We start from the raw sequence: 23,700 nt of genomic DNA on the forward strand, positions 1-23,700 counted from the left end.
CGAAGCTGACGGTCAGCAAACATATCGCTCTGAGAGTTTTCAATATATTGCTTCAGGACAAATCTGGAATAAGGAACATTGAAATTAGTAACATCCCAAGTTTGAGGATCATTCTCCATGACATACAGAATTTCCAAATCTTCGGGTTCCATAGCACGGAGACGCAAACGTTCACTTACAAAGTATGAGGTATCCATTTCTAAGCAATTTTCATTTATTCTTCACTACTGATATGCAATTCTCTACGCAAGCGTGTTTCACTGGGATAACAAAACAGGGAGGCAGTCAGCGAGATTAGAGCACAAAGCAGTCCTTTATTGCTCAACATCATGTAATAAGTAAGGAAACCCGCCAAAAGAGGCATAACCAATATAATCAGTCGTATCCCACTCCAAAAGTAATAAAGACGAAGGGCTTGTAAAATATCCACTTTATCTATCTTTTTAGCCAGTACCCACGAAAATAATTTCAGAGAAACAGGAATACATACGGCTACTAAAAGTATGGTAATCGTTTCTGCAAAATAGGTGACACGTACATTATCAGCATACATCCCTACCCAATCTCCTCCACTCTCTCCAAGAATCACAAGGAGTATAGGCAGCAACCAGAAATAGCCGAAAACAGTCTTTAATCGGGTATTGACTTTTTTTATTTGTTCTTCCATTATATTGAATCTGATATTAAATAATTAAGCAGTACCGGTAAACAGTGTACGGTTAACGATACTACGTCCTAAAGTAACTTCATCAGCATATTCCAGCTCATCGCCTACCGAAATACCACGGGCTATAACAGATAGTTTGACTCCCATTTTTTCCAATTTCCGGTAGATATAAAAGTTAGTGGTATCGCCTTCCATTGTTGTACTCAATGCAAGAATAACTTCCTTAATATCTCCAGCGGATACACGTTGAACCAAGCTTTCAATCTGCAAGTCACCGGGACCGATACCATCCATTGGAGATATTACCCCACCCAATACATGATACAATCCACGAAACTGCTGAGTAGCTTCTACGGCCATAACGTCTCGGATATTCTCTACTACGCAGATAGAGGAAGTATCCCGCTGCGGATTGGAACAAATGCGACACGTTTCCGTATCAGAGATATTATGGCAAACTTTACAATATTTTACTTCATGCTTCAACGTAACAATAGCATTGCCGAAAGCTTCTACCACAGCTGTATCCTGGCGCAACAAATGAAGCACCAGCCGCATAGCAGTCTTCCGTCCTATTCCGGGCAACTTGGCAAACTCGCTAACAGCTTTTTCTAATAATATAGAAGGATATTGTCCATTCATACTTTAAATTCTCCTATTGGTCGGCAAAGATAATGCAAACCGAGAGTAGAATAAAATGAACTTGTTCATTTTTTATGCCGAGGTGCAGCTTATTTTCGCTTTTGAAGCAAAGATAAACAGAATTCCGCATTATGAATGATGTTTTTTGAAATTAGTGTTACCTTTGCACGGATAATGAAATGCCATTTTCATTATCTCGTATCGTATAATTAACTCTAAAACAAATTGTTTAAATGGAAATATCAAACGCTGAATTCGTCATTAGTAATACGGATGTGAAGAAATGCCCTGCGGGTACTTTCCCCGAATATGCCTTTATAGGACGCTCCAACGTAGGAAAATCCAGTCTTATCAATATGCTGACAGGACGCAAAGGTCTTGCCATGACTTCTGCTACCCCCGGAAAGACCATGCTCATCAACCACTTTCTTATCAATAAGAGTTGGTATATTGTGGACCTTCCCGGTTACGGTTATGCCAGACGCGGATTGAAAGGTCAAAAACAAATAAAAACCATTATTGAGAACTATATACTGCAGCGTGAGCAGATGACTAACCTCTTTCTGCTTATTGACAGTAGATTAGAACCGCAACCCATTGATATGGATTTCATAGAGTGGTTGGGCGACCACGGTGTTCCTTTTGCCATTGTCTTTACCAAAGCGGACAAGCTGAAAGGTGGTAGGCTGAACACCCACATCAACCAATACATCAAAAAGCTGCATGAGCAATGGGAAGAGCTTCCTCCCTACTTCGTCACTTCGTCCGATAACCGAATGGGGCGTGATGAGTTATTGGACTACATCGAGAATATAAATAAAGAATTGAATCAATAATAAAGTAACTGTATGAAGAAATTCATTTTTTGGCAGCTATTCATCGCTGCATTACTGATGACTAACCATAGCCAAGCACAATCTCTGAAGGATTTATTCAACAAAGAGAATATTGAAAAAGCTGTTAATTCCGTCACAGGAAAAAGCAAAGTAGAAATGACTGGTACCTGGACTTACAAAGGTTCCGCTATTGAGTTTGAGTCTGATAACTTGTTACAAAAAGCAGGTGGAGCCGTTGCCGCCACTGCCGCCGAAAAGAAACTGGACGAGCAACTCTCTAAGATCGGCATCAAAGCCGGACAAATGTCTTTCACCTTCAATGCCGATAGTACTTTCAGTGCCAAAGTAGGACAAAAAGCAATGAAAGGCAGTTATTCTTATAACGCCTCCACGCATAAAGTCAACCTCAAATTCGCCAAACTAATAGGTATGAACGCAAAGGTAAACTGTACTTCCGCTACTATGGACTTATTATTCGAGTCGGATAAATTGCTAAAACTAATCACTTTCCTCTCCAGCAAAACTAGCAATACCACTCTAAAAACAATCGGTACATTAGCCGACAGCTATGACGGAATGATGTTAGGATTCTCCTTGCAAAAACAATAGAAATATATAAAACGAAGAAAAGCCCCGTAAGCAAACTACTTACGGGGCTTTTTCTATATTAAATATGAGCGGAAAACGAGACTCGAACTCGCGACCCTAACCTTGGCAAGGTTATGCTCTACCAACTGAGCTATTTCCGCAAATCGATGACTCTCTTTTTATAAAGAGAAGTGCCCAGAACAGGACTCGAACCTGCATGCCTCTCGACACACGCACCTGAAACGTGCGCGTCTACCAATTCCGCCACCTGGGCAATTTGTCATCTCATTTTTTAAAGAACAAGAGAGCGGAAAACGAGACTCGAACTCGCGACCCTAACCTTGGCAAGGTTATGCTCTACCAACTGAGCTATTTCCGCATATAAATTATAAGTGAAGAGGAGGAGACTCGAACTCCCACAACATTTCTGTCACTACCACCTCAAAGTAGCGCGTCTACCAATTCCGCCACCTCTCCATCAATATTCCTAAACTAAACAAAGAACGCATTGCCTTACCTAATGTGCCCAGAACAGGACTCGAACCTGCATGCCTCTCGACACACGCACCTGAAACGTGCGCGTCTACCAATTCCGCCACCTGGGCATCGGTACTGCAATCATCTGCATTGAGCGGAAAACGAGACTCGAACTCGCGACCCTAACCTTGGCAAGGTTATGCTCTACCAACTGAGCTATTTCCGCGTTTGCGGTTGCAAAGGTAGATATTTTCCTTAAACCTGCAAACATTCCGCATATTTTTTTCACACAGAAAAGTGTACATTTACTACAATACGCAAGCAGACTTTTGATTATCAACTCATTCGGTCACGATAATCTTCATAAGAAAATTGCTTGAAGATTTCTGCTTGCCCCTCATTCGTCCACATTGCAATGGCAGGATGATGAATTCCATTGAACATATTGGTCTTTACCATGGTATAATGTATCATATCCTCGAATACAATTCTTTCGCCAATCTGTAGTTCATGATCAAAACTCCAAAGTCCCATGTAGTCGCCACTCAAACAAGAGTTTCCTCCTAAACGATAAACATAAGGACCTTCGTTACCGATTTGTGCACCACGTACCACAGGCTGGTATGGCATCTCCAGACAATCGGGCATGTGGCAGGTAAAGCTAACGTTGAGAATAGCGGTACGAATTCCACGGTTTTCTACAATATCCACCACTTCGGAGGTAAGTACACCTGTTTGCCAGGTAAAGGCGGAACCGGGCTCCAGGATAATGTTTATATGAGGATAGCGCTTACGCAAACCTTGCAACAAATGTACAAGATGGTCTACATCATAATCTTTGCGCGTCATTAAGTGTCCACCTCCCAGATTGAGCCATTTAATTTGCGGGAACCATTTGGAAAACTTAGATTCTATATGTTCCAAAGTATGCTCTAATTCGTAGGAAGACGATTCACAATGACAATGACAATGAAAACCATCGATACCTTGTGGTAGTTCTTCGGGAAGCTGGTCTGCCATCAGACCGAAACGTGTACCGGGAGCACACGGATTATACAGTTCTGTTTCTACTTCGGAATATTCAGGATTAATGCGGATACCACAAGAAATTCCACTATCTTCTGCCACAACCATCGGATAAAAACGACGGAATTGAGCCAAAGAGTTGAAGGTTATATGACTGCTACAACGCATGATCTCTGCAAAATCAGCTTCGGTATAAGCCGGTGAATAGGTATGCGCCTTGCTTCCGAATTCTTCCAATGCCAAACGGGCTTCGTATACCGAGCTTGCCGTAGAGTGAGCTATGTATTCCCTGAAAATAGGAAACGAACGCCACATGGCAAAAGACTTGAATGCGAGGATTACCTCTACACCGGCACGATCTGCCACACTCTTTATCAATGTGAGGTTCTTCCTCAAAAGTTCTTCTTCCATGATGTAACAAGGAGAAGGGAAAAGGGTAAAATCATTATCAAACATCATCGTTCTGTATATTATATTTACTTCCGCACACCATTTTATAATTCGCTGATAATAAAGCTATTAATAGCTCAGGAAAAATTTACTAAATCTCCGACCAATTTTTACTAAATTTCCATCCGATTTTTAGTAAAAATCCAGTGAAGATTTAGTAAAAAGGGAAATACGGTTATAAAAAGGTATATTATGTAAACTATCTTTTAATTATCCTATTACTTTAAAACGTGCGAAACGCAACAAAAGTTGTTTATCTCCTGCGTTCTTGAAGCGAATGGTAGCTTTGGCATTATCACCCTCCCCTTCCACTTTCAGCACTTCACCTAAACCGAAGCGTTCATGCTCTATCAGTTGTCCTTGCTGTACATTAGCTACACTTGCATTGCCGGCAGCCGAAGAAGTACTTGCAGCTGGAGTTACCCGTTTCAGATTCCGGGGAACAGTTGGAGCAATGACTTGTTGTTTCGGACGGCTGGATTCCTCTTTCTTATCGTATGATTCTTCCCGTCTATGATAAAAGGAAGAAGAAGCATTCTGCTCTTTCTCTCTTCGGAAATTATCAGCTCCCTCATCTATCCGGTGACCGATAACGGCATCCTGCGGCAATCGCAAGAACCGTGTATCTATATCCTTCAGGAAACGACTGGGACTTCCAAATTCCATCTTACCATACCGAAAACGTGTTTTGGCAAACGATAGGAAACAATGCTCTTCAGCACGAGTGATGGCAACATAAAACAGTCTGCGTTCCTCTTCCAATGCACGTGGTGAATCACCTACCATACCACTGGGAAAGAGGTTTTCTTCCATCCCTACCACAAATACATTCTTAAATTCCAACCCCTTGGCAGAATGAACAGTCATCAAAGTTATTTTCTCATCATCACCATCTTTGTCTGAATCCTGATCGGTAAGCAAAGAAACCTCAGATAAAAAATCTCCTAAAAGCAGGTTTGTATTACCTTCCTCTTGGCGTTGAGCACAAAAGTCGCTCATACCGTTCACCAACTCCTCTATATTCTCTTTCCGACTGAGGTTCTCGGGAGAATTGTCCTGACATACATCATTGATAATACCGGATTGGCGGATAATTTCACTACCTATTTCGTATGCATTCTTTTCCGGCAGATCGGCTATAAAACCAGAAATCAAATCACGGAATACTTGCAACTTACCGGTAATTCCTTTATTGAAATTCAGTCCGTAGGTCAGCGGTTCGCAGAACACAGACCAAAGGCTGACGTTATTTTCAGTAGCAGCACTAATAATCTTCCCTACAGTGGTATCACCAATACCACGAGCCGGATAATTGATAATCCGCTTGAAAGCTTCTTCATCATTTGGATTGACCACCAGACGAAAATAAGCTATCACATCCTTGATTTCCTTGCGCTGATAAAAAGAAAGACCACCATAAATCCGATAAGGCATGCCACGTTTGCGCATTGCTTCTTCAAAGATACGGCTCTGGGCATTCGTCCGGTATAACACCGCAAAATCAGAATAAGCATAATGCTCCTGACGACGGAGTTCCGCAATTTTATTGATTACGATATCACCTTCCTCTACGTCACTGTATGCTTGATAAACTCCAATAGATTCTCCCGGCTCTTTCTCTGAGAAAACCTCTTTACGTATTTGCCGCTGGTTCTTTTCGATCAAGCTATTCGCTGCACGCACAATAGTTTGGGTGGAACGATAATTTTGTTCCAGCTTAAAGACTTTTGTTCCGGGATATACCTTTGTAAAATACAGAATATTATCAATATCGGCCCCACGGAAAGAGTAAATACTTTGAGCATCATCTCCTACCACACACACATGTTGATGGTTCTTTGCCAACTGTAACACAATGCTATGCTGCGCAAAGTTAGTGTCCTGATACTCGTCTACCAATATATAACGGAATTGCTCCTGATAACGTGCCACTACCTCCGGATGGTCACGAAACAACAAGAAAGTATAGAACAGCAGATCATCAAAATCCATAGCATCGGCCTGACGACAACGCTCCCAATACCTTTGATAAATCTCACGGATGGCCGGCATCTTGGCAGCACAATCACCTTCATACGCCTCTTTATTATTAGCATATCCGGCAGGGGACACTAAGTGATTTTTGGCATTGGAAATACGCCCCTGGACTGTCCCAGGCTTATAGACTTTATCATCCAATCCCATTTCTTTAATTATGGAACGTATAAGACTTTTTGTATCCGCCGTATCGTAAATGGTGAACTGTGATGTAAAGCCAAGATGCTTTGCCTCGACATGAAGAATGCGCAGAAACATTGAGTGAAAAGTTCCCATCCACAAATGGCGGGCACGCTCCCCTCCTACCTGACGAGCTATACGCTCCTTCATTTCCCGGGCTGCCTTATTGGTAAACGTCAAGGCAAGGATATTCCACGGCTGGTAACCGTTCTCCAACAAATAGGCTATCTTGTACGTCAACACACGCGTCTTTCCTGAACCGGCACCGGCTATCACCAACGACGGGCCATCATTATAAAGCACTGCATCACGCTGTCCTTCATTCAATTCTTGTATATAATCGGGCATATTCCGTATATTCTTAAATAGGTAATGTTGGGGACAAAGATAAAAAAAGGTTCGGACACGGGCGAACATTTCAATAGGTTATCGTGTTTATATAGTAAAGTTTCAAAACTTAATAATTTTATTTATGAATACGTTTTTAATGACTTTAATGATAACTGTTATGACTTATGAAATGCCTAAACTTCCTTACGCAAACAATGCGTTGGAACCTGTAATCAGTCAGCAAACAATAGACTTCCACTACGGAAAACATCTACAAACCTACGTAAATAACCTCAATAACCTCGTTCCGGGTACGGAATTCGAAGGCAAAGAATTGATAGCAATCGTAGCCACTGCACCCGATGGTGCCATCTTCAATAATGCCGGACAAGTATTGAATCATACTTTATACTTCCAGCAATTTTCACCGAAACCTGCACACAGTGAGCCTACCGGTAAACTGGCAGAAGCCATCAAACGTGACTTCGGCAGTTTTGAGAATTTCAAGAAGGAATTCAATGCAGCCGCTGTCGGTCTCTTCGGTTCAGGTTGGGCATGGCTCTCATCTGATAAAGATGGCAAACTGCATATTACTAAAGAAGGAAACGGAAGTAACCCCGTACGTGCCGGACTGAATCCATTACTTGGTTTCGACGTTTGGGAACACTCCTACTACCTTGATTATCAAAACCGTCGTGCCGACCATGTAAATGCTTTATGGAGTATCATCGATTGGGACGTTGTAGGTAACAGATTGAAATAATTAGCTAGAATCTCTGATAAAACCAGTGAAAAGCGCATTTGTGGAGTAATATCCATAGATGCGCTTTCTTTTTTCTAACATATTTTAAAGGAAAACATTGGCATCCCTACTAACTATTCATTAACTTTGCTAAACATAAACGTTTAACAGTAGAAATGAAACTTATTGTAGTTACAGCACCCAGATTCTTTGTAGAAGAAGATAAAATTATCACGACTCTTTTTGAAGAAGGTCTGGATATTCTGCATCTGAGAAAACCGGAAACTCCGGCGATGTATTCAGAACGACTCCTGACGCTGATACCCGAAAAATATCATAAACGCATCGTCACCCACGAGCATTTTTATCTGCAAGAGGAATTCAACCTGATGGGTATTCATCTGAATGCCCGCAACCCTAGTGAGCCACACGACTATTCCGGACACATCAGTTGCAGTTGTCATTCTATGGAAGAGTTGAAGAATAAAAAGCATTTCTACGATTACTTATTCCTGAGCCCAATTTACGATTGTATCACCAAAGATGGTGTAACCTCCGGATTCACTGCGGAAGAACTACGCGAAGCAGGAAGAAGCAAGATCGTAGATAACAAAGTAATGGCTTTAGGTGGCATAACCCCCGATAATATCTTAGAAATAAAAGATTTCGGCTTTGGTGGTGCTGTTATAATGGGGGATTTATGGAACAAGTTCGACGCTTGTACCGATCATGATTATTTAGGAGTCATCCGCCATTTCAAGAAACTGAAAGAAATGGCAGATTAAAGCTTTACATTAGAATTTACCGTATTCTCTATATTCTAACCCGGCAGGCAAGGTAAAATAGAAAGTGGAACCTTCTCCTTTCTTAGATTCTACACCAATCCCTCCACCGTAATGTTCTACAATAGATTTTGTAATGGATAAGCCTAATCCGGTACCTTTAATATTATAGTTCATCTTCACAAAGCGTTCGAAGACAGCACGTCTTCCCTCTTCATCAATACCACAACCGGTATCGGCTACGTAGAAGTAAAAACTCTGATTGCTCAGTCTTCTGCATCCCACTTTTACACTTCCCTGCTCGGTAAATTTCAAAGCGTTTCTCACTAAATTATTTACTACTTGGGCAAAGCGAGTTCGATCTACCACTAAACGACATTGGGGTAACTTTTCTACAAACTCCACTTGAATGCCCGATGGATGGCTATGTAAGTTCTGTGCTATACAAAGTTCACTGATAAGCGCATTTACATCTACTTCAACATCATTAAATTCCAATGTATTAGCTTCTATTTTTGAATAATCCAGCAAATCATTGACCAGTTGCAACAAAGAGTCTTTATTATCATTTATCTCTTTCAGGAAAGTCATACGAGTTTCTCTATCCAAATCATCCATTTCGGCAAGCATAGTAGTGAAACCTACAATTGCATTCAATGGCGTTCGTATCTCGTGAGTCATATTGGCAATAAAAGCATTCTTCAATTGATTAGTCTCTTCAGACACTTCGTTCATGCGCTTCAATGTTTTCAAACGTCTGCTCTTACTGATAGCAACAATCACCATAATAGCCAATAGTAAAAGGATAATTAGCCCAAAAGAAAAGAGAATGATTTCATTTTTCTGAATAAAATTAGTGATCCCCCAATCGTATAAAATGCCTAATATTAATTTCATGGTATTCAATGTTTGTTTTGCAAAGTATTCAAAGAGATGCAAATATAAGAAAGAAAATACAATTAGTAGATTATAAAATACACATTTATTAGAAAAAAATTCCTAAGAGCTTTCCATACTCTTAGGAGTTTTGCAAATAATGTAATTAACAATGACAAGGAAAGATGAAGAATATTAACTCAATGAAATTCAGTGTAAACTTATTTTTTATAATTCCTATAATACTGCATCGTTTTATTAATTAACCAAATAAGAGAAATTACAGCAAGCACCCATATAATCAATGTGTATTGCATAAAGAAATAGCTGAAGTAGCTACCCAATAGAATGCCGATTGATAACAAGCAGATTTTGAATACTACGTAATCTGCTCCTGTAAAAGAGTGAGCTGATTCTATTAGATTTTTGATAAAGCTCTTCATAATTCATTTATTTTTAAGTCTTCAATATACTATTGATACAACGGAAAGTAAGGAATTATAGTTCACCAAAACAGAAAATATTTTCCATAAAAAAGTCTGAATACGAATCAGCAAGTAAAATAGAGAGGGATTACTTTTTACGATTAGAGAACAAGCTATCTATCCAGCGCACTACGTACACAATAATAACACCTGCTACAACCATAGCGAAAATACGAGCTAACATAATCAATTGTATTAAATGTAACTTATTAAAGTAGTGCGCAAAGATAGGCAAAAAGATGAATATCTCATAAAGTGTTTAGAATGCGCATAAAAAATATGGGCTTATAGCATATTTTAGATGCTACAAACCCATATATTATATTAATTATCTCTAGTTAAAAACCAGACAATCAACCTTCAATCGCAGCCTGTGCCGCCGCTAAACGTGCTATCGGCACACGGAACGGAGAGCAGCTGACATAATTCAAACCTACTCTGTGGCAGAATTTAACTGAAGAAGGTTCACCACCATGCTCACCACATATACCGCACTTCAAATCCGGACGTGAAGCACGACCTTTCTCAGTAGCCATTTGTATCAACTGTCCTACGCCCTTTTGGTCAAGTACCTGGAATGGATCCACTTTCAGAATCTTCTTTTCCAAATAAATCGGGAGGAAGGAAGCGATATCATCACGAGAGTAACCGAAGGTCATCTGAGTCAAATCGTTCGTACCGAAAGAGAAGAATTCTGCAGAAGAAGCAATACGGTCGGCAGTCAAGGCAGCACGAGGAATTTCAATCATTGTACCTACTTTGAAGTCGATGCTGTCACCTACTTCAGCAAACAATTTTGCAGCTTCGGAACGAATCACGTCCTCCTGTTGTTTGAACTCATATACAATACCGGTTAGCGGTACCATGATTTCGGGATGTGTTTCTACGCCTGCCTTCTTCAATTCTAATGCTGCACCAAGAATAGCACGTGTCTGCATCTGAGTAATTTCAGGATATGTATTACCTAAACGACAACCACGGTGACCTAACATCGGATTATGTTCGCATAATGATTCAACACGTTGCTGGATATATTGTAGGCTTACACCCATCATATCTGCCATTTCTTGTTGTCCCTTCAAATCATGAGGAACGAATTCATGCAAAGGAGGATCGAGCAGACGAACTGTCACCGGACAACCTGCCATTGCTTCGAATATACCTTTGAAATCGGCTTGTTGATACGGAAGAATTTTTGCCAATGCCTTACGACGTCCTTCTGCATTTTCTGCCAGGATCATTTCACGCATAGCTTTGATCTTCTCGCCTTCGAAGAACATATGTTCTGTACGGCAAAGACCGATACCTACTGCACCAAAATTGCGGGCTACTTCAGCATCATGCGGGGTATCAGCATTGGTACGCACCTGAAGTCTTGTATATTTATCAGCCAAAGTCATCAGTTCGGCAAAGTCACCGGAAAGTTCGGCAGCCATTGTTGTAACTTGACCTTTATAAATTTCACCAGTACTACCATTCAAAGAAATATAATCGCCTTCTTTCAAGATAACACCATCAACTTCTACTGTACGTGCTTTGTAGTCAATATTCAAAGCTCCTGCACCGGAAACACAGCATTTACCCATACCACGAGCTACTACAGCTGCATGCGAGGTCATACCACCACGAGCGGTAAGAATACCTTCGGCAACTGCCATACCTGCCAAGTCTTCGGGAGAAGTTTCTACACGTACCATGATTACTTTCTTTGCTGCAGCATGCCATTCGGCAGCATCATCGGCAAAGAAAACAATCTGTCCGCAAGCAGCACCCGGAGAAGCGGGAAGACCACGGGTCAAAACCTGGGCTTGCTTCAAGGCCGTTTTATCAAATACAGGATGGAGCAATTCGTCCAACTTATTGGGTTCACAACGCAATATGGCTGTTTTTTCGTCAATCATACCTTGATGGAGCAAGTCTGTGGCAATTTTTACCATAGCAGCACCGGTACGTTTACCGTTACGGGTCTGAAGGAACCAGAGTTTACCATCTTGTACAGTGAACTCCATATCCTGCATATCTTTGTAATGGTTTTCAAGTTTGGTTTGCAATGCATCCAGTTCTTTGTAGATTTCCGGCATGGCTTCTTCCATAGAAGGATAATTGGCAGCACGATCTTCTTCGGTTACACCAGCCAATTCAGCCCAACGCTTGGAACCGACGATGGTGATTTGTTGCGGAGTACGGATACCAGCCACAACGTCTTCACCTTGTGCATTAATAAGGTATTCACCATTGAAGAGGTCTTCACCTGTAGCTGCATCACGGCTGAAGCAAACACCTGTAGCAGAAGTTTCGCCCATGTTACCGAATACCATTGCCTGAACAGTAACTGCTGTACCCCATTCGTCAGGAATACTCTCCATCTTACGATAAAGAATAGCACGTTCGTTCATCCAAGAGTTAAACACGGAACATACAGCCCCCCACAACTGCTCGTAAGCACTAGTTGGGAAGTCTTTTCCGGTTTGAGCTTTAACGGCAGCCTTGAATTTCTTCACCAGTTCTTTAAGGTCTTCTACTTCCAGCTCATTATCAAGTTTCACGCCTTTAGCATGCTTCACTTCTTCAATAATAGCTTCAAAAGGATCCTGATCTTCTTTGTTGACTGGCTTCATACCCAGTACAACATCGCCATACATCTGTACGAAACGACGGTAAGAGTCCCATGCAAAACGTGCATTACCGGTTTTGCGAGTCAATCCTTCCACTACTTCATCATTCAAGCCAAGGTTCAAAATGGTATCCATCATACCCGGCATAGAAGCACGAGCACCCGAACGTACGGAAACCAATAACGGGTTTTCTACATCACCAAATTTTGAACGCATCAGCGTTTCAACATTTGCAATGGCTTGTTCTACTTCTTTCTTTAATAGAGCAACGACTTTATCTTGCCCCATCTCATAATATTCTGTACAAACTTCTGTCGTAATTGTAAAGCCCGGAGGAACCGGAACTCCGATAAGGTTCATTTCTGCAAGATTAGCCCCTTTACCCCCCAAAAGGTTTTTCATGTCGGCTTTTCCTTCTGCCTGTCCATTACCAAAGGTATAAACTCTTTTTTTGTCCATAATAAAAATTTAAAGTTTTTGATTGTGATTTTTTCCTTTTCTGTTCGCAAATCTAAGGATATTTCGCAGACTAGAAAACTTTTTCAGAAAAAAGTTTATACCAAAATGCAATTTCGACATTGCAATATTTAATATTTCGATTCATAGAGAGAAATCCCGAAAAAATGCCTACTTTTGTACCAAAATTTATTAGATTGGTGTAAAAGTGGCAAGAAAGAGAAAAGAACTTCCCCTACTGGAGAAGATAACAATTACGGATGTGGCTGCCGAAGGAAAAGCTATCGCAAAAGTCAATGATTTGGTGATTTTCGTACCGTATGTCGTGCCCGGCGACGTTGTAGATCTGCAAATTAAGAGAAAAAAACATCATTATGCTGAAGCCGAAGCGGTGAAGTTCCATGAGTATTCACCCGTAAGAGCTGTTCCATTCTGCCAACATTATGGAGTTTGCGGGGGTTGTAAATGGCAAGTTCTCCCCTATTCCGAACAAATCAAATACAAACAGAAACAAGTAACGGACAACCTTACTCGCATCGGAAAAATAGAACTCCCGGAAATCTCTCCTATATTAGGTTCTGAAAAAACGCAGTTCTACAGAAATAAACTGGAGTACACTTTTTCAAACAAACGCTGGTTGACCTACGAAGAAGTTCAGCAAAACGTTGTGTATGAGCAGATGAATGCAGTAGGTTTCCATATTCCGAATGCTTTCGATAAGGTATTGGCTATAGAAAAATGCTGGTTACAGGATGATATTTCCAATCGTATCCGCAATGCAGTACGCGATTATGCATACGAGCACAATTACTCGTTTATCAATCTGCGTAGCCAGGAAGGTATGCTGCGCAATATGATAGTACGTACTTCATCTACAGGTGAATTAATGGTAATCCTCATCTGCAAAATAGAAAAGGATGAAGAGATGGCATTATTCAAGAATATACTGCAATATATAGCAGATAAATTCCCCGAAATTACTTCCCTTCTATACATTATTAATAATAAGTGCAACGATACCATTACAGACCTCGATGTCTATACATTCAAAGGTAATGACCACATCTTTGAAGAAATGGAAGGTTTGCGTTTCAAAATAGGCCCCAAATCTTTCTACCAAACCAACTCTGAGCAGGCATACAACCTATACAAGATTGCACGCAATTTTGCAGGGCTTACCGGCAATGAATTGGTTTACGACCTCTACACTGGCACCGGAACCATTGCCAACTTTGTAGCCAAACAAGCTCGCCAGGTGATTGGTATAGAGTACGTTCCTGAAGCTATTGAAGACGCAAAGGTCAATGCAGAGATCAATGGCATAAAAAATACATTATTCTTCGCTGGAGATATGAAAGACATGTTGACGCAAGACTTCATCAATCAATATGGACGTCCTGATGTCATCATTACTGATCCTCCACGTGCCGGAATGCACCAGGATGTAGTTGACGTCATTCTCTTTGCTGAACCCAAACGTATCGTTTATGTCAGCTGTAACCCTGCTACTCAAGCACGCGACTTGCAATTGCTCGATGTGAAATACAAGGTGACTGCTGTTCAACCCGTAGATATGTTCCCGCACACTCATCATGTAGAGAACGTAGTGCTATTGGAAATTAAAAATTGAGAATTAAAAATTAAAAAAATACCGTTGTGGCAAAAGAAAAAATCGTAGCAAGAGCCCGCACACAATATACGGACTATATGGTAAAGGAGCCTATGGAACTCATGGAGTTTCTGGCTGCCAAAATGCCGGATGCTAGCCGTACCAAACTGAAGTCTCTATTAAGCAAGCGGATAGTATATGTAGACAGTGTAATCACTACACAATACAATTATCTATTGAAACCGGGCATGAAAGTACAAATCAGCCGTGAGAAAGGAAGAAAAGAATTCAATCATAAGCTGGTTAAAATAGTATATGAAGATGCTTACGTCATCGTAATTGAAAAAATGCAGGGATTGTTGTCCGTAAATACGGACCGCCAGAAGGAACGTACAGCTTACACTATATTAAACGAATATGTTCAACGTTCGGGAAAACAAAACCGCGTTTATATAGTACATCGCCTGGACCGTGATACTTCGGGATTGATGATGTTTGCCAAAGACGAGAAAACTCAAAACACATTGCGTGACAACTGGCATGACATTGTATTCGACCGCCGTTATGTAGCAGTTGTTTCCGGAGAGATGGAAAAGAATGGAGGTTCAGTTTCTTCGTGGCTTACTGACCGTACACTTTATGTACACTCCAGTCCTACGGATGATGGTGGTAAGGAATCAATTACACACTACCGCACCATTAAACGTGCCAATGGCTTTTCTTTAGTGGAATTGAATTTGGAAACAGGACGCAAAAACCAAATACGTGTACACATGCAAGACTTGGGACACCCCATTATTGGCGACGGACGTTACGGGCTGGAAGAAGTTAATCCGATTGGAAGATTAGCGTTGCACGCTTTTAAGCTTTGTTTCTATCATCCGGTGACCGGCGAGAAAATGAGTTTTGAAACTCCATACCCCGGAGATTTCAAGAAACTATTTCTGAAAAAACAATAAAATATTATCTACTGAAAAGGGCTACACCCTTTACCCCAAATGGTGTAGCCCTACATATAAAAGGGTGTAGCCATCCGGACTAAAGGGTGTAGCCCTTTTTATTACTTATTTTTGGATACTAGTTACCTTACAAGTCCAATTTATTTTCAATCCTATCTTTATTGACGACGCATACGGAATGATTGCCCATTCACATCATCTTGATATTCTCTCCAACTATTATACCATGTACCACTAAAGGTATAAGCATCAGCTTCAGCTCCCCAGATATAGGCCATACTACCATCCTCATAGAATTCCAACTCCATAAGATTATAGGCACCACCAACCCAACTCCATCTGAACATAAGATAATTAGGATCTCCAACAGAGCCTATTGTACCTTGATTTCTTGCATTAAACGTCATAACAGTACCTCTTCCCCAAGTATAAGCACCGAAGTCTATTTCTTCAGATGTATACCATTCACCCGGCAAGTTATATTCAGTTTCTTCTTCCGTATCACAGGCAGAAAAGCTTAAAAGCAAAACTGACAGTAAAAGAAGCTTTGTATAAGTAAAAACTTTCATAATATATTATTTATAGTAATTAGCATCTACAAACATCACAATAGTTCCATCCAATTTACCTGAAAGATTATGTTCACGCACCCATACATTATCAAAATAGATAATATCACCAGCACCATAATTTATTTCCAAATTCTCCATTTCAGAATCCATCCATTTCCAGTCAAAGGTGTATGAATTCTCTTTATAAGGACGGCTCTCACCATTACGGTAATATTGGAACATTTCCCTTCCACTGTGATCTATGGCAAATTTCAATTGATGCTTGCAAAATTCATCATTCTCAGTGTAAAATTCTTCTACCCATGTTTTTCCACATAATTTGTCATCACTATTTCTCAAATAGTCATCTGTATAATATTCGTCACCACAAGATGCCAAACTAAGGGTAAATACACATAACAACAATATTTTCAGATAGTTCAAAGTCTTCATTTTTATCGAGTTTAGTTAATACTTGCGGACAAACTTACGCAAAAATATTGAAACGATTAATACTTCGATTGAAATTTCTTAAAGAAGATCAAGAATAATGTAAAATCCAATAACACAAACAATACCATGATTATTCATTTTTTATAAAAATCTAACTAAATATTTGTATAATACAAAGATTAGGTATACTTTTGCGCCCCAACAAATACAGATAACATTCTGTATAGACAACTAACTATTTGTATAACAAAAAGAGAAAAGACAAAATGAAAAAGATTGTAATGTTTTTATTTGTGATGATGGTTGCTTTATCAGCAAAAGCACAGGTTTACGTTGGCGGAACTCTCGGTGTATGGCATGACGACGGTGATGTAGAAAGCACTTCATTCATTATCTCTCCGGAAATCGGATACAACTTTAACGAAAAATGGGCTGTAGGTGGTAATATCGGTTTTGCTTATAACAAATTGGACGATGCAAAAAGCACTGCATTTGCTATTGCGCCATATGCACGTTATTCCTACTACGAAAATAAGATTGTCCGTCTGTTTGTAGATGCTGGTTTTGGTATTTCTACAAGTAAACAAGAAGATCACGATGCATTGACCGGTTTCGAAGTGGGTGTAAAACCAGGTATCGCTATTAAGTTGAACAACAAACTTAGCCTCGTTGCCAAATGTGGATTCTTAGGTTACCGCGAAGACTACCTGACATTAGAAAATGGTGCAGGTTTAGCATTAACCAGTGAAGACCTTTCATTCGGTTTCCACTTCGAATTCTAATATAAATAAATCAATAAGAAAAGGGATGTCTTCGAAACGATGACATCCCTTTTCTTGTTATATTATTACTCTCTGACTTCAATCACATAACTTCCATTAAAGACTTCGCCTGGTGCCAAATGTTGCATCCAGTCTTTATCTTTATATTCGCCGGTATAATATGCTCTATCTCCACGTCCATACCATGGTTCAATACAAACAAACGGTGCATTTTTAGCTGGAGGCGACCATAATCCTACGAGAGGTGTATCAAAATACAAACTCAGGTAAGGCTTCTTCTCCTTATTATATAACGTTACTTCCTTCACCTGACTATCTTCCATAATCAAAGCATCCTTATCGAAAGTATGCGTATCAAGGGGAAGCAAACCATCCGTCAGTACTAACGCATATTTTTTATTAGGGTCAGCGCAGCCTTTTTCCGAAATGAGAATATAATTCAATTCCTCCGTTTTATCAAATCCGAAATAACCTCTATTCGTAGTTTCAGGCTCAAAATCAGGATAATAAAAAGCAGGATGTGCACCTATTTGAAAATGTAAAATCCCTTTTCCTGTATTCCGAACCTCCCAAAGTACTTCTATTTTCTTACCATCAATTCGATAACCTATTTCCAAACAAAAAGGGAAAGGATATTTAGCTCTGGTTTCTTCACTATCCGTCAATCTGTATCGTACTTCATTGGATGATTCTGAAATCAACGCAAAATCCATATCGCGGGCAAATCCATGTTGCGTCAATACATATTTTTGACCTTCATTTCTATACTCATTCTCCCAGACACTACCTACAATAGGAAAAAGTACAGGAGAGTGGCGTTTCCAGTAAGCCGGATCAGCTTGCCAAAGATATTCTTTTCCATTTGAAAAGATACTACATAGCTCAGCTCCATGAGAAGAAACCTGAATGGTTAGTTGTGAATTAGAAAGTGTTTTCATACGTTTACTTATTTATAATATCTTGTGAAAATTGCGTATAGGTACCAAAGGTAGCATTATTTTTTTTGAAGTAACATATCAAAGCATCTAATCTCTGTTCCATACCCATACCGGAATGGTTAGTCATTATAAAAGGCAGCTTCAATTCTTTCCTATCTGCTAATGATGTAAATTCCCACGGATGAAAGTAAGTAAGGAAATAGCCATCTTTTCTCAATGTCCATAAAGCCAGTCTACGATATAATGAAGCAGGCAAGTTATGATATGCCAACCAAAATAAAGGGAAACGGACAATCGGCGTAACCGAAGCAGGTAGTTGCAATACTCCTTCTTTGAAAAAATGAGTACGCGGTTGTTTCAGGTGGTTATATCGTCCCGGGATAAATGTAGGATTCAGGGAGGAGTTATATAAATACCCGGCCGCTCTGATTTCTTTTTCATCCACAGGCATCATACGAGCCATTCGGAAGCCATTTACTGTTTGTCCTGTAAGTTCTTCCAAAGCCTCTTTAGATTTACGAAGATCGGCTACCTCGAATGATGAATGGTTGTATCCATGAGATGCAATCTCATGTCCTGCCTTCCCTATTTCCTCTATTAGTTCTTTAGCATGAAGGGCAAAATTAACCGTACAAAAAAATGTTGCTTTTACTTGGTGACGTGCCAAGCATGTAAGAATCTTACGGGTACCCTCTATAGAAGTCCTCATCTGCTCCTCAAAGGGTAAATCTACACCATGCTCCAAGGGAGCATCAAATTCCTCAATATCAAAACTAAGTAATATCATGTATTATCTGCGTAGTAATATAGTCAATAAATTAACAGCTTCACACCTTAACACCTTGAAGCCCATATCGGAAACTATCAATCCTTCTTTAATAACCGCTTTGATAGCACGCAGATTGATATCTTTCCTCCGACTTGCTTTATAGATAAACTCCGTATCAAACAAAAAACTATTGATACGAGTAGTCAGGAATATTTTTTGCCCTTTACGACTGAATCCCTTCATTCCACCTTGTGTATCTTTAATAGATATACGAAGGATCCAAGTATTACACAAATGAGAAAGTTTGGAAAGCATTTGGCGGAACCTGGGAAGATTATTCTGATAACTTTTAGCACGGGTAGCAACCACAACATCGGCTCCATCCAACAATGCCTCCACCATTTTTCCAAAAGATTCATTTGTATACGGAAAATCATAATCCGTATAAATAATATAAGGTGAATTACAACACTTGACCGCTTCACGCAAAGCATATCCTTTACCTCGGTTGGGTTGGTAATCTATTATACATACATCCGGAATTGCTTTCCGCAACCGCTCCAACGTTTCCGGTTCATACCCTCTCCTGGCCCCATCACTAACTATAAAAAGATGAAAACGGATTGATTGAAATAACCATTCCATCTCTGAGAAATGGGCTGCTACCTTTTGTTCCCAACCAACGGGTGGATTGTAACACGGTAGTACTAAGTCTAGATCTTTTTTTTCACTCATGCTGTAATATTTCCCTTTAGAATATTGTAGTTATTTAATTCTACAGCTATTTATAATGCGTTTCAAAAAAGTATTATTTTTCTTGTTATCAGGATAGTAGTTCTTGAAATCACAAAAACACATTTCATAACAAATTGTCAACCATACTAATATACACGGCCAAGCTTTTAATACATAAGGAGAAACAAATCCTTTACGGATAAAAGCCGGCGTCAACTCGGTAGTGGATAATCCGACAATCACAAAAGCAACAATCAATAATACATAATTGTATTTTTGATGGGGTGAAGGGCTTGCCATATACCAAAGAGCAATTCCTACCATAACTAGAATATACCCACTCGCCTCGCTTCCTGTACTAAACAGAACCGTAAATATCAGGACATTAGCCAACAACATCAATCTAAATTTAAGATATTTGTATTGCGATATCCGCAAATAAGGAAGCAAGATTAAAATCAATCCCGGAACAACCAGCCACAAATCATTATAATCGGGATTACCTGATATTTTACGAACAACTCCCAACAAAGATATGTTCTGAGATACGGCAAAAAGATTCATTGAATTCTTCCCCACCAACTCACGGAACCAGTCTACATACTGCGAGATCACATAATCCCAACCAGGGGTATATAAAATAGGGATTGCAAACCAAATCGCAGCCCACAACAAACAATAAAGTATTAATTTGAATTTCTGCTTGGAGAAAAATAAAAATGCAAGCCCAACAATAGGATAAATTTTTATTAATGTACCCGCTACAATGATACCCGCAGCCAAAAAATCTTTTTTCTGTTGTATAAAAGTAAAGGAAAGAATAATGAAGGCTGCAATAGCTATATTAAATTGTTGAACCCCTTGGGCAGTCATCAACTCAATATAAGCATATCCATAAATAAAAATTTTCTGGTTATTCGTAAGTGGAAGTTGCTTGATAGCATAAAATAATAGAACTGTATTGGCTATCACCCATAAAATCATACCCAACCATACGGGTAATAACGAAAAAGGAGCAATTACAGCACTGAATAAAATTCCATAAAAATTAGAATCGCGATACTCTGGATATGGCCCGTATAAGGTCTGCCCATCTATAGCATGCCAAAAGACATGCCTAAATATCTTAAAGTTGTTATACTTGCCTATTACTAACTTAACAACCGCAAATATTAAAGCCGTAAATACCCATACAGATAATAATGTACGTGGATTTTTAAGCCTAGCCTGCCAAATGGCAATGGCATTTTTTTGCATTTCCATGTATCTCTTTTCGAACAAATTTCCCAATAGTTGGCGCAAAGATATGATTTTTTTCGATACTGAGGCTTAAGTACACTATAATATTATGTACTTTTGTACCGTTCATTATATTTAAAGAAAGGACAACAATGAAAAAGTTTATGCAAGGAGTTCGGTTTGCTCCAAAAAATTATTCCGATGAAGTAGAAGCTAAAATTCAACATTATAAAAGAGAAGGATATAAGTTACCTTCACGTCATTTACTGCGAACTGCAGAACAATTGGCAGGTATTCGCGAAAGTGCGAAGATTAATACAGCACTGCTGGATTACATTTCAGAAAATATCCGCGAAGGAATGTCCACTGCAGAAATCGATCACATGGTGTATTGCTTCACCACAGACCATGATGCTATCCCTGCTCCTTTCATGTACGAGGGATTCCCTAAGAGCGTGTGTACCAGCATCAATGATGTTGTATGTCATGGCATTCCCAGTACAAAAGAATTTCTGCGTAGTGGTGATATTGTGAACATAGATGTATCTACTATCTACAAAGGATATTTTTCTGATGCGTCGAGAATGTACATGATCGGCGAAGTTAAACCTGAAATGCAGCGTCTCGTGCAAGTAACCAAAGAGTGTCGTGACCTCGGTATTCAAGCAGCTCAACCATGGGCTCGTTTGGGCGATATAGGCGCAGTAATTCAAGAACATGCCGAAAAGAATGGTTACAGTGTTGTACGCGATCTTTGCGGACATGGTGTAGGTATCAAGTTCCATGAAGAACCGGATGTGGAGCACTTCGGCAAACGTGGTACAGGTATGTTATTAGTACCAGGTATGACATTTACCATTGAACCGATGATAAATATGGGAACTTACGAGGTCTTCATCGACGAAGCCGACGGTTGGACCGTTTGCACAGATGATGGACTTCCCTCTGCACAATGGGAAAGCATGCTTTTGATTACTGAAAACGGAAACGAGATTTTGACGCAATAATTTTTTATGGAAATTGTTTATTTACTTATTGGACTCCTAGCGGGTTTTGTTGTTGGTTACTTAATAGCAGGACGCAAAGTTACTGCCTTAAAAGCACAAGAACAAGCATCCCGTGAACGAGAAAGTTTATTAAACCGTACTTCCGAAGAGCGTATTGCCCGTGAGCGCTCTGTAGCCGAAGAGCGGTTGAAAGAAGCTGACCGTCAAGCCATAGAGCGACTTGCCTCTCAAGAAAGATTATTTACCGAACGACTCTCAGAACAAGAACGAACTTTCAATGAGCGTCTTTCTGAACAAGAACATTCTTTCAACGAACGTCTTGCTGAACAACAAAAGCAATGGGAACAACGTCTTTCCCAACAGAAAGAAGAAGCCGAAGCTTTGCATAAACGGATGAATACTGAGTTTGAAAATCTCTCGAATCGCATCTTCCAAAGCAAAGCAGAGGACTTTACAAAGTTAAACGCTGAACACATTAATAACCTTCTTCGCCCCCTTGGCGATAATCTGAAGGATTTTAAAGAGAAGGTAGAACAGGTATACAGTACAGAAGCTAAGGAACGCTTCTCGCTTGGAGAACGCATTAAAGACCTTGTAGAACTGAATAACCGTCTTAGCGAAGATGCCAATAATCTGACTCGTGCACTGAAAGGTGATTCCAAGATGCAAGGCAACTGGGGCGAAATGATTTTAGAACGTTTATTGCAAGCATCCGGCTTAATTGAAAACGAGCATTATTTCCGTCAGGAATTCCTGAAAGACGAACGGGGTGAAGTTATCACCAACGAAGAGAGTGGACAAAAAATGCAACCCGATGTCCTCATTAAATACCCTGACGAACGGGAAATGATTATCGACTCCAAAGTATCTCTAACTGCATATACAGCTTATACTTCTGCCGAAAACAAGGAAGAGCAGTCACGTTGGTTAAAATCTCACCTGCAATCTGTCCGCACTCATATCGATGAACTCAGCCGGAAAGATTATTCGCACTATGACATCAAGGCTCCGGATTTCGTAATGATGTTTATCCCAACAGAAGGCGCCTACCTGCTGGCTATCCAAAGCGATGCTAATATCTGGGAATATGCCTACAGTAAAAAGGTCGTTTTAATGAGTCCCACCAATCTGATTAGTGCTCTGCGCCTCTCCCTTGACCTCTGGAAACGCGAAAATCAAGTGAAGAATGTACAAGCTATCATTAAACGTGGTACAGCATTATATGAAAAGATTGTTGGCTTTACTGACACTTTCCTTAGTGTAGGAGATAAATTAGCAGGAGTACAAAGAGATTATGAAAAAGCTTTCAACCAGTTGTCCGATGGCAATGGTAGCGTAGTTCGGCAAGCAGAGATGCTGAAAGACATGAGTCTGACTCCGAAAAAGAGAATCTCAGCAAGACTATTACCCAAGGAAGAGAGCCAAGAAGACTCTGAAGAAGAAGAGAATAGTATCCAATAAGACATAAA

21 protein-coding genes, 6 tRNA genes and 1 pseudogene are annotated in these 23,700 nt (G+C 40.0%); 9 read left to right on the plus strand and 19 right to left on the minus strand.

The window, feature by feature from the left end; translation table 11 throughout:
- The 3 genes and pseudogenes from Q1W14_RS02435 to recR all read right to left on the minus strand — a co-directional run.
- Window positions 1-197, minus strand: a pseudogene (locus tag Q1W14_RS02435) (GNAT family N-acetyltransferase); the annotation flags it as partial.
- A 17-nt stretch (window positions 198-214) separates the two neighbouring features.
- The gene (locus tag Q1W14_RS02440) at window positions 215-667 is read right to left on the minus strand and encodes a hypothetical protein (RefSeq protein ID WP_300698965.1); all 453 of its coding nucleotides are present in this window, start codon (window positions 665-667) and stop codon (window positions 215-217) included.
- A 24-nt stretch (window positions 668-691) separates the two neighbouring features.
- Window positions 692-1,309: a recombination mediator RecR gene (gene recR / locus Q1W14_RS02445; RefSeq protein ID WP_300698967.1), complete on the minus strand. Its 618-nt coding sequence runs from the start codon at window positions 1,307-1,309 to the stop codon at window positions 692-694.
- A 233-nt stretch (window positions 1,310-1,542) separates the two neighbouring features.
- On the opposite strand from recR, the gene yihA reads away from it, so the two are divergent.
- Together yihA and Q1W14_RS02455 are read left to right on the plus strand one after the other, a co-directional pair.
- Window positions 1,543-2,145 carry a ribosome biogenesis GTP-binding protein YihA/YsxC gene (gene yihA / locus Q1W14_RS02450; protein ID WP_300698969.1) on the plus strand — a complete coding sequence of 201 codons (603 nt, stop codon included), beginning with the start codon at window positions 1,543-1,545 and terminating at the stop codon, window positions 2,143-2,145.
- A gap of 12 nt (window positions 2,146-2,157) precedes the next feature.
- Entirely contained in the window at window positions 2,158-2,754 is a 597-nt protein-coding gene (locus Q1W14_RS02455) for a DUF4923 family protein (protein WP_300698971.1), read from the plus strand.
- A 67-nt stretch (window positions 2,755-2,821) separates the two neighbouring features.
- Here the strand turns inward: Q1W14_RS02455 and Q1W14_RS02460 are convergent.
- From Q1W14_RS02460 to Q1W14_RS02495, 8 genes are all read right to left on the minus strand, one after another.
- Window positions 2,822-2,894: transfer RNA gene (locus Q1W14_RS02460), tRNA-Gly, on the minus strand.
- Between the two features lie 31 nt (window positions 2,895-2,925).
- Window positions 2,926-3,007, minus strand: a tRNA-Leu gene (locus Q1W14_RS02465).
- A 32-nt stretch (window positions 3,008-3,039) separates the two neighbouring features.
- Window positions 3,040-3,112, minus strand: a tRNA-Gly gene (locus Q1W14_RS02470).
- A gap of 14 nt (window positions 3,113-3,126) precedes the next feature.
- Window positions 3,127-3,210, minus strand: a tRNA-Leu gene (locus tag Q1W14_RS02475).
- Between the two features lie 46 nt (window positions 3,211-3,256).
- Window positions 3,257-3,338: transfer RNA gene (locus Q1W14_RS02480), tRNA-Leu, on the minus strand.
- 25 nt (window positions 3,339-3,363) lie between these two features.
- A tRNA-Gly gene (locus tag Q1W14_RS02485) sits at window positions 3,364-3,436 on the minus strand.
- Between the two features lie 110 nt (window positions 3,437-3,546).
- Window positions 3,547-4,692 carry a carboxynorspermidine decarboxylase gene (nspC, locus tag Q1W14_RS02490; RefSeq protein ID WP_300699017.1) on the minus strand — a complete coding sequence of 382 codons (1,146 nt, stop codon included), beginning with the start codon at window positions 4,690-4,692 and terminating at the stop codon, window positions 3,547-3,549.
- A gap of 204 nt (window positions 4,693-4,896) precedes the next feature.
- Window positions 4,897-7,251, minus strand: coding sequence for an ATP-dependent helicase (locus Q1W14_RS02495; protein WP_300698973.1), 2,355 nt, complete (start codon window positions 7,249-7,251; stop codon window positions 4,897-4,899).
- 124 nt (window positions 7,252-7,375) lie between these two features.
- Here Q1W14_RS02495 and Q1W14_RS02500 point away from each other — a divergent pair, with 124 nt between their 5' ends.
- Entirely contained in the window at window positions 7,376-7,996 is a 621-nt protein-coding gene (locus tag Q1W14_RS02500) for a superoxide dismutase (RefSeq protein WP_300698975.1), read from the plus strand.
- 155 nt (window positions 7,997-8,151) lie between these two features.
- Window positions 8,152-8,760, plus strand: a complete 609-nt coding sequence (locus tag Q1W14_RS02505; RefSeq protein WP_300698977.1) for a thiamine phosphate synthase — start codon at window positions 8,152-8,154, stop codon at window positions 8,758-8,760.
- Window positions 8,761-8,769: 9 nt separating this feature from the next.
- Here Q1W14_RS02505 and Q1W14_RS02510 read toward each other — a convergent pair whose 3' ends face one another.
- Window positions 8,770-9,654 carry an ATP-binding protein gene (locus Q1W14_RS02510; protein WP_300698978.1) on the minus strand — a complete coding sequence of 295 codons (885 nt, stop codon included), beginning with the start codon at window positions 9,652-9,654 and terminating at the stop codon, window positions 8,770-8,772.
- A gap of 817 nt (window positions 9,655-10,471) precedes the next feature.
- Window positions 10,472-13,192 carry a pyruvate, phosphate dikinase gene (ppdK, locus tag Q1W14_RS02515; RefSeq protein WP_300698979.1) on the minus strand — a complete coding sequence of 907 codons (2,721 nt, stop codon included), beginning with the start codon at window positions 13,190-13,192 and terminating at the stop codon, window positions 10,472-10,474.
- 205 nt (window positions 13,193-13,397) lie between these two features.
- Here ppdK and rlmD point away from each other — a divergent pair, with 205 nt between their 5' ends.
- Window positions 13,398-14,819: a 23S rRNA (uracil(1939)-C(5))-methyltransferase RlmD gene (gene rlmD, locus Q1W14_RS02520; RefSeq protein ID WP_300698981.1), complete on the plus strand. Its 1,422-nt coding sequence runs from the start codon at window positions 13,398-13,400 to the stop codon at window positions 14,817-14,819.
- Between the two features lie 26 nt (window positions 14,820-14,845).
- Window positions 14,846-15,757 carry an RluA family pseudouridine synthase gene (locus tag Q1W14_RS02525; protein ID WP_300698983.1) on the plus strand — a complete coding sequence of 304 codons (912 nt, stop codon included), beginning with the start codon at window positions 14,846-14,848 and terminating at the stop codon, window positions 15,755-15,757.
- Window positions 15,758-15,915: 158 nt separating this feature from the next.
- On the opposite strand, the gene Q1W14_RS02530 is transcribed toward Q1W14_RS02525, so the two are convergent.
- Together Q1W14_RS02530 and Q1W14_RS02535 are read right to left on the minus strand one after the other, a co-directional pair.
- Window positions 15,916-16,326 (minus strand): hypothetical protein, encoded by a 411-nt coding sequence (locus tag Q1W14_RS02530; protein ID WP_300698985.1) that lies wholly within the window; start codon window positions 16,324-16,326, stop codon window positions 15,916-15,918.
- Window positions 16,327-16,332: 6 nt separating this feature from the next.
- Window positions 16,333-16,761 (minus strand): hypothetical protein, encoded by a 429-nt coding sequence (locus Q1W14_RS02535; RefSeq protein ID WP_300698986.1) that lies wholly within the window; start codon window positions 16,759-16,761, stop codon window positions 16,333-16,335.
- 266 nt (window positions 16,762-17,027) lie between these two features.
- Between Q1W14_RS02535 and Q1W14_RS02540 the strand changes: the two genes are divergently transcribed.
- Window positions 17,028-17,543: an outer membrane beta-barrel protein gene (locus Q1W14_RS02540; protein ID WP_300698987.1), complete on the plus strand. Its 516-nt coding sequence runs from the start codon at window positions 17,028-17,030 to the stop codon at window positions 17,541-17,543.
- Between the two features lie 65 nt (window positions 17,544-17,608).
- Here Q1W14_RS02540 and Q1W14_RS02545 read toward each other — a convergent pair whose 3' ends face one another.
- Genes Q1W14_RS02545 through Q1W14_RS02560 form a run of 4 tightly spaced genes read right to left on the minus strand, consistent with a single transcriptional unit; the run spans window position 17,609 to window position 21,248 of the window.
- Complete coding sequence (locus Q1W14_RS02545) at window positions 17,609-18,481, minus strand: aldose 1-epimerase family protein (protein WP_300698989.1); 873 nt, start codon at window positions 18,479-18,481, stop codon at window positions 17,609-17,611.
- Between the two features lie 4 nt (window positions 18,482-18,485).
- Entirely contained in the window at window positions 18,486-19,268 is a 783-nt protein-coding gene (locus tag Q1W14_RS02550) for a polysaccharide deacetylase family protein (protein ID WP_300698991.1), read from the minus strand.
- Between the two features lie 3 nt (window positions 19,269-19,271).
- Window positions 19,272-19,985, minus strand: a complete 714-nt coding sequence (locus Q1W14_RS02555) for a glycosyltransferase family 2 protein (RefSeq protein WP_300698993.1) — start codon at window positions 19,983-19,985, stop codon at window positions 19,272-19,274.
- 30 nt (window positions 19,986-20,015) lie between these two features.
- The gene (locus tag Q1W14_RS02560) at window positions 20,016-21,248 is read right to left on the minus strand and encodes a glycosyltransferase family 87 protein (protein ID WP_300698995.1); all 1,233 of its coding nucleotides are present in this window, start codon (window positions 21,246-21,248) and stop codon (window positions 20,016-20,018) included.
- Window positions 21,249-21,376: 128 nt separating this feature from the next.
- On the opposite strand from Q1W14_RS02560, the gene map reads away from it, so the two are divergent.
- Window positions 21,377-22,231 carry a type I methionyl aminopeptidase gene (map, locus tag Q1W14_RS02565; RefSeq protein ID WP_300698997.1) on the plus strand — a complete coding sequence of 285 codons (855 nt, stop codon included), beginning with the start codon at window positions 21,377-21,379 and terminating at the stop codon, window positions 22,229-22,231.
- Between the two features lie 6 nt (window positions 22,232-22,237).
- A complete protein-coding gene (gene rmuC, locus Q1W14_RS02570) occupies window positions 22,238-23,692 on the plus strand; it encodes a DNA recombination protein RmuC (protein WP_300698999.1) in 1,455 nt (484 codons plus the stop codon).
- The last annotated feature ends 8 nt before the right edge of the window (window positions 23,693-23,700 follow it).

It is taken from the genome of Bacteroides sp. (assembly GCF_030151085.1).
Classification (GTDB): Bacteria; Bacteroidota; Bacteroidia; order Bacteroidales; family Bacteroidaceae; genus Bacteroides.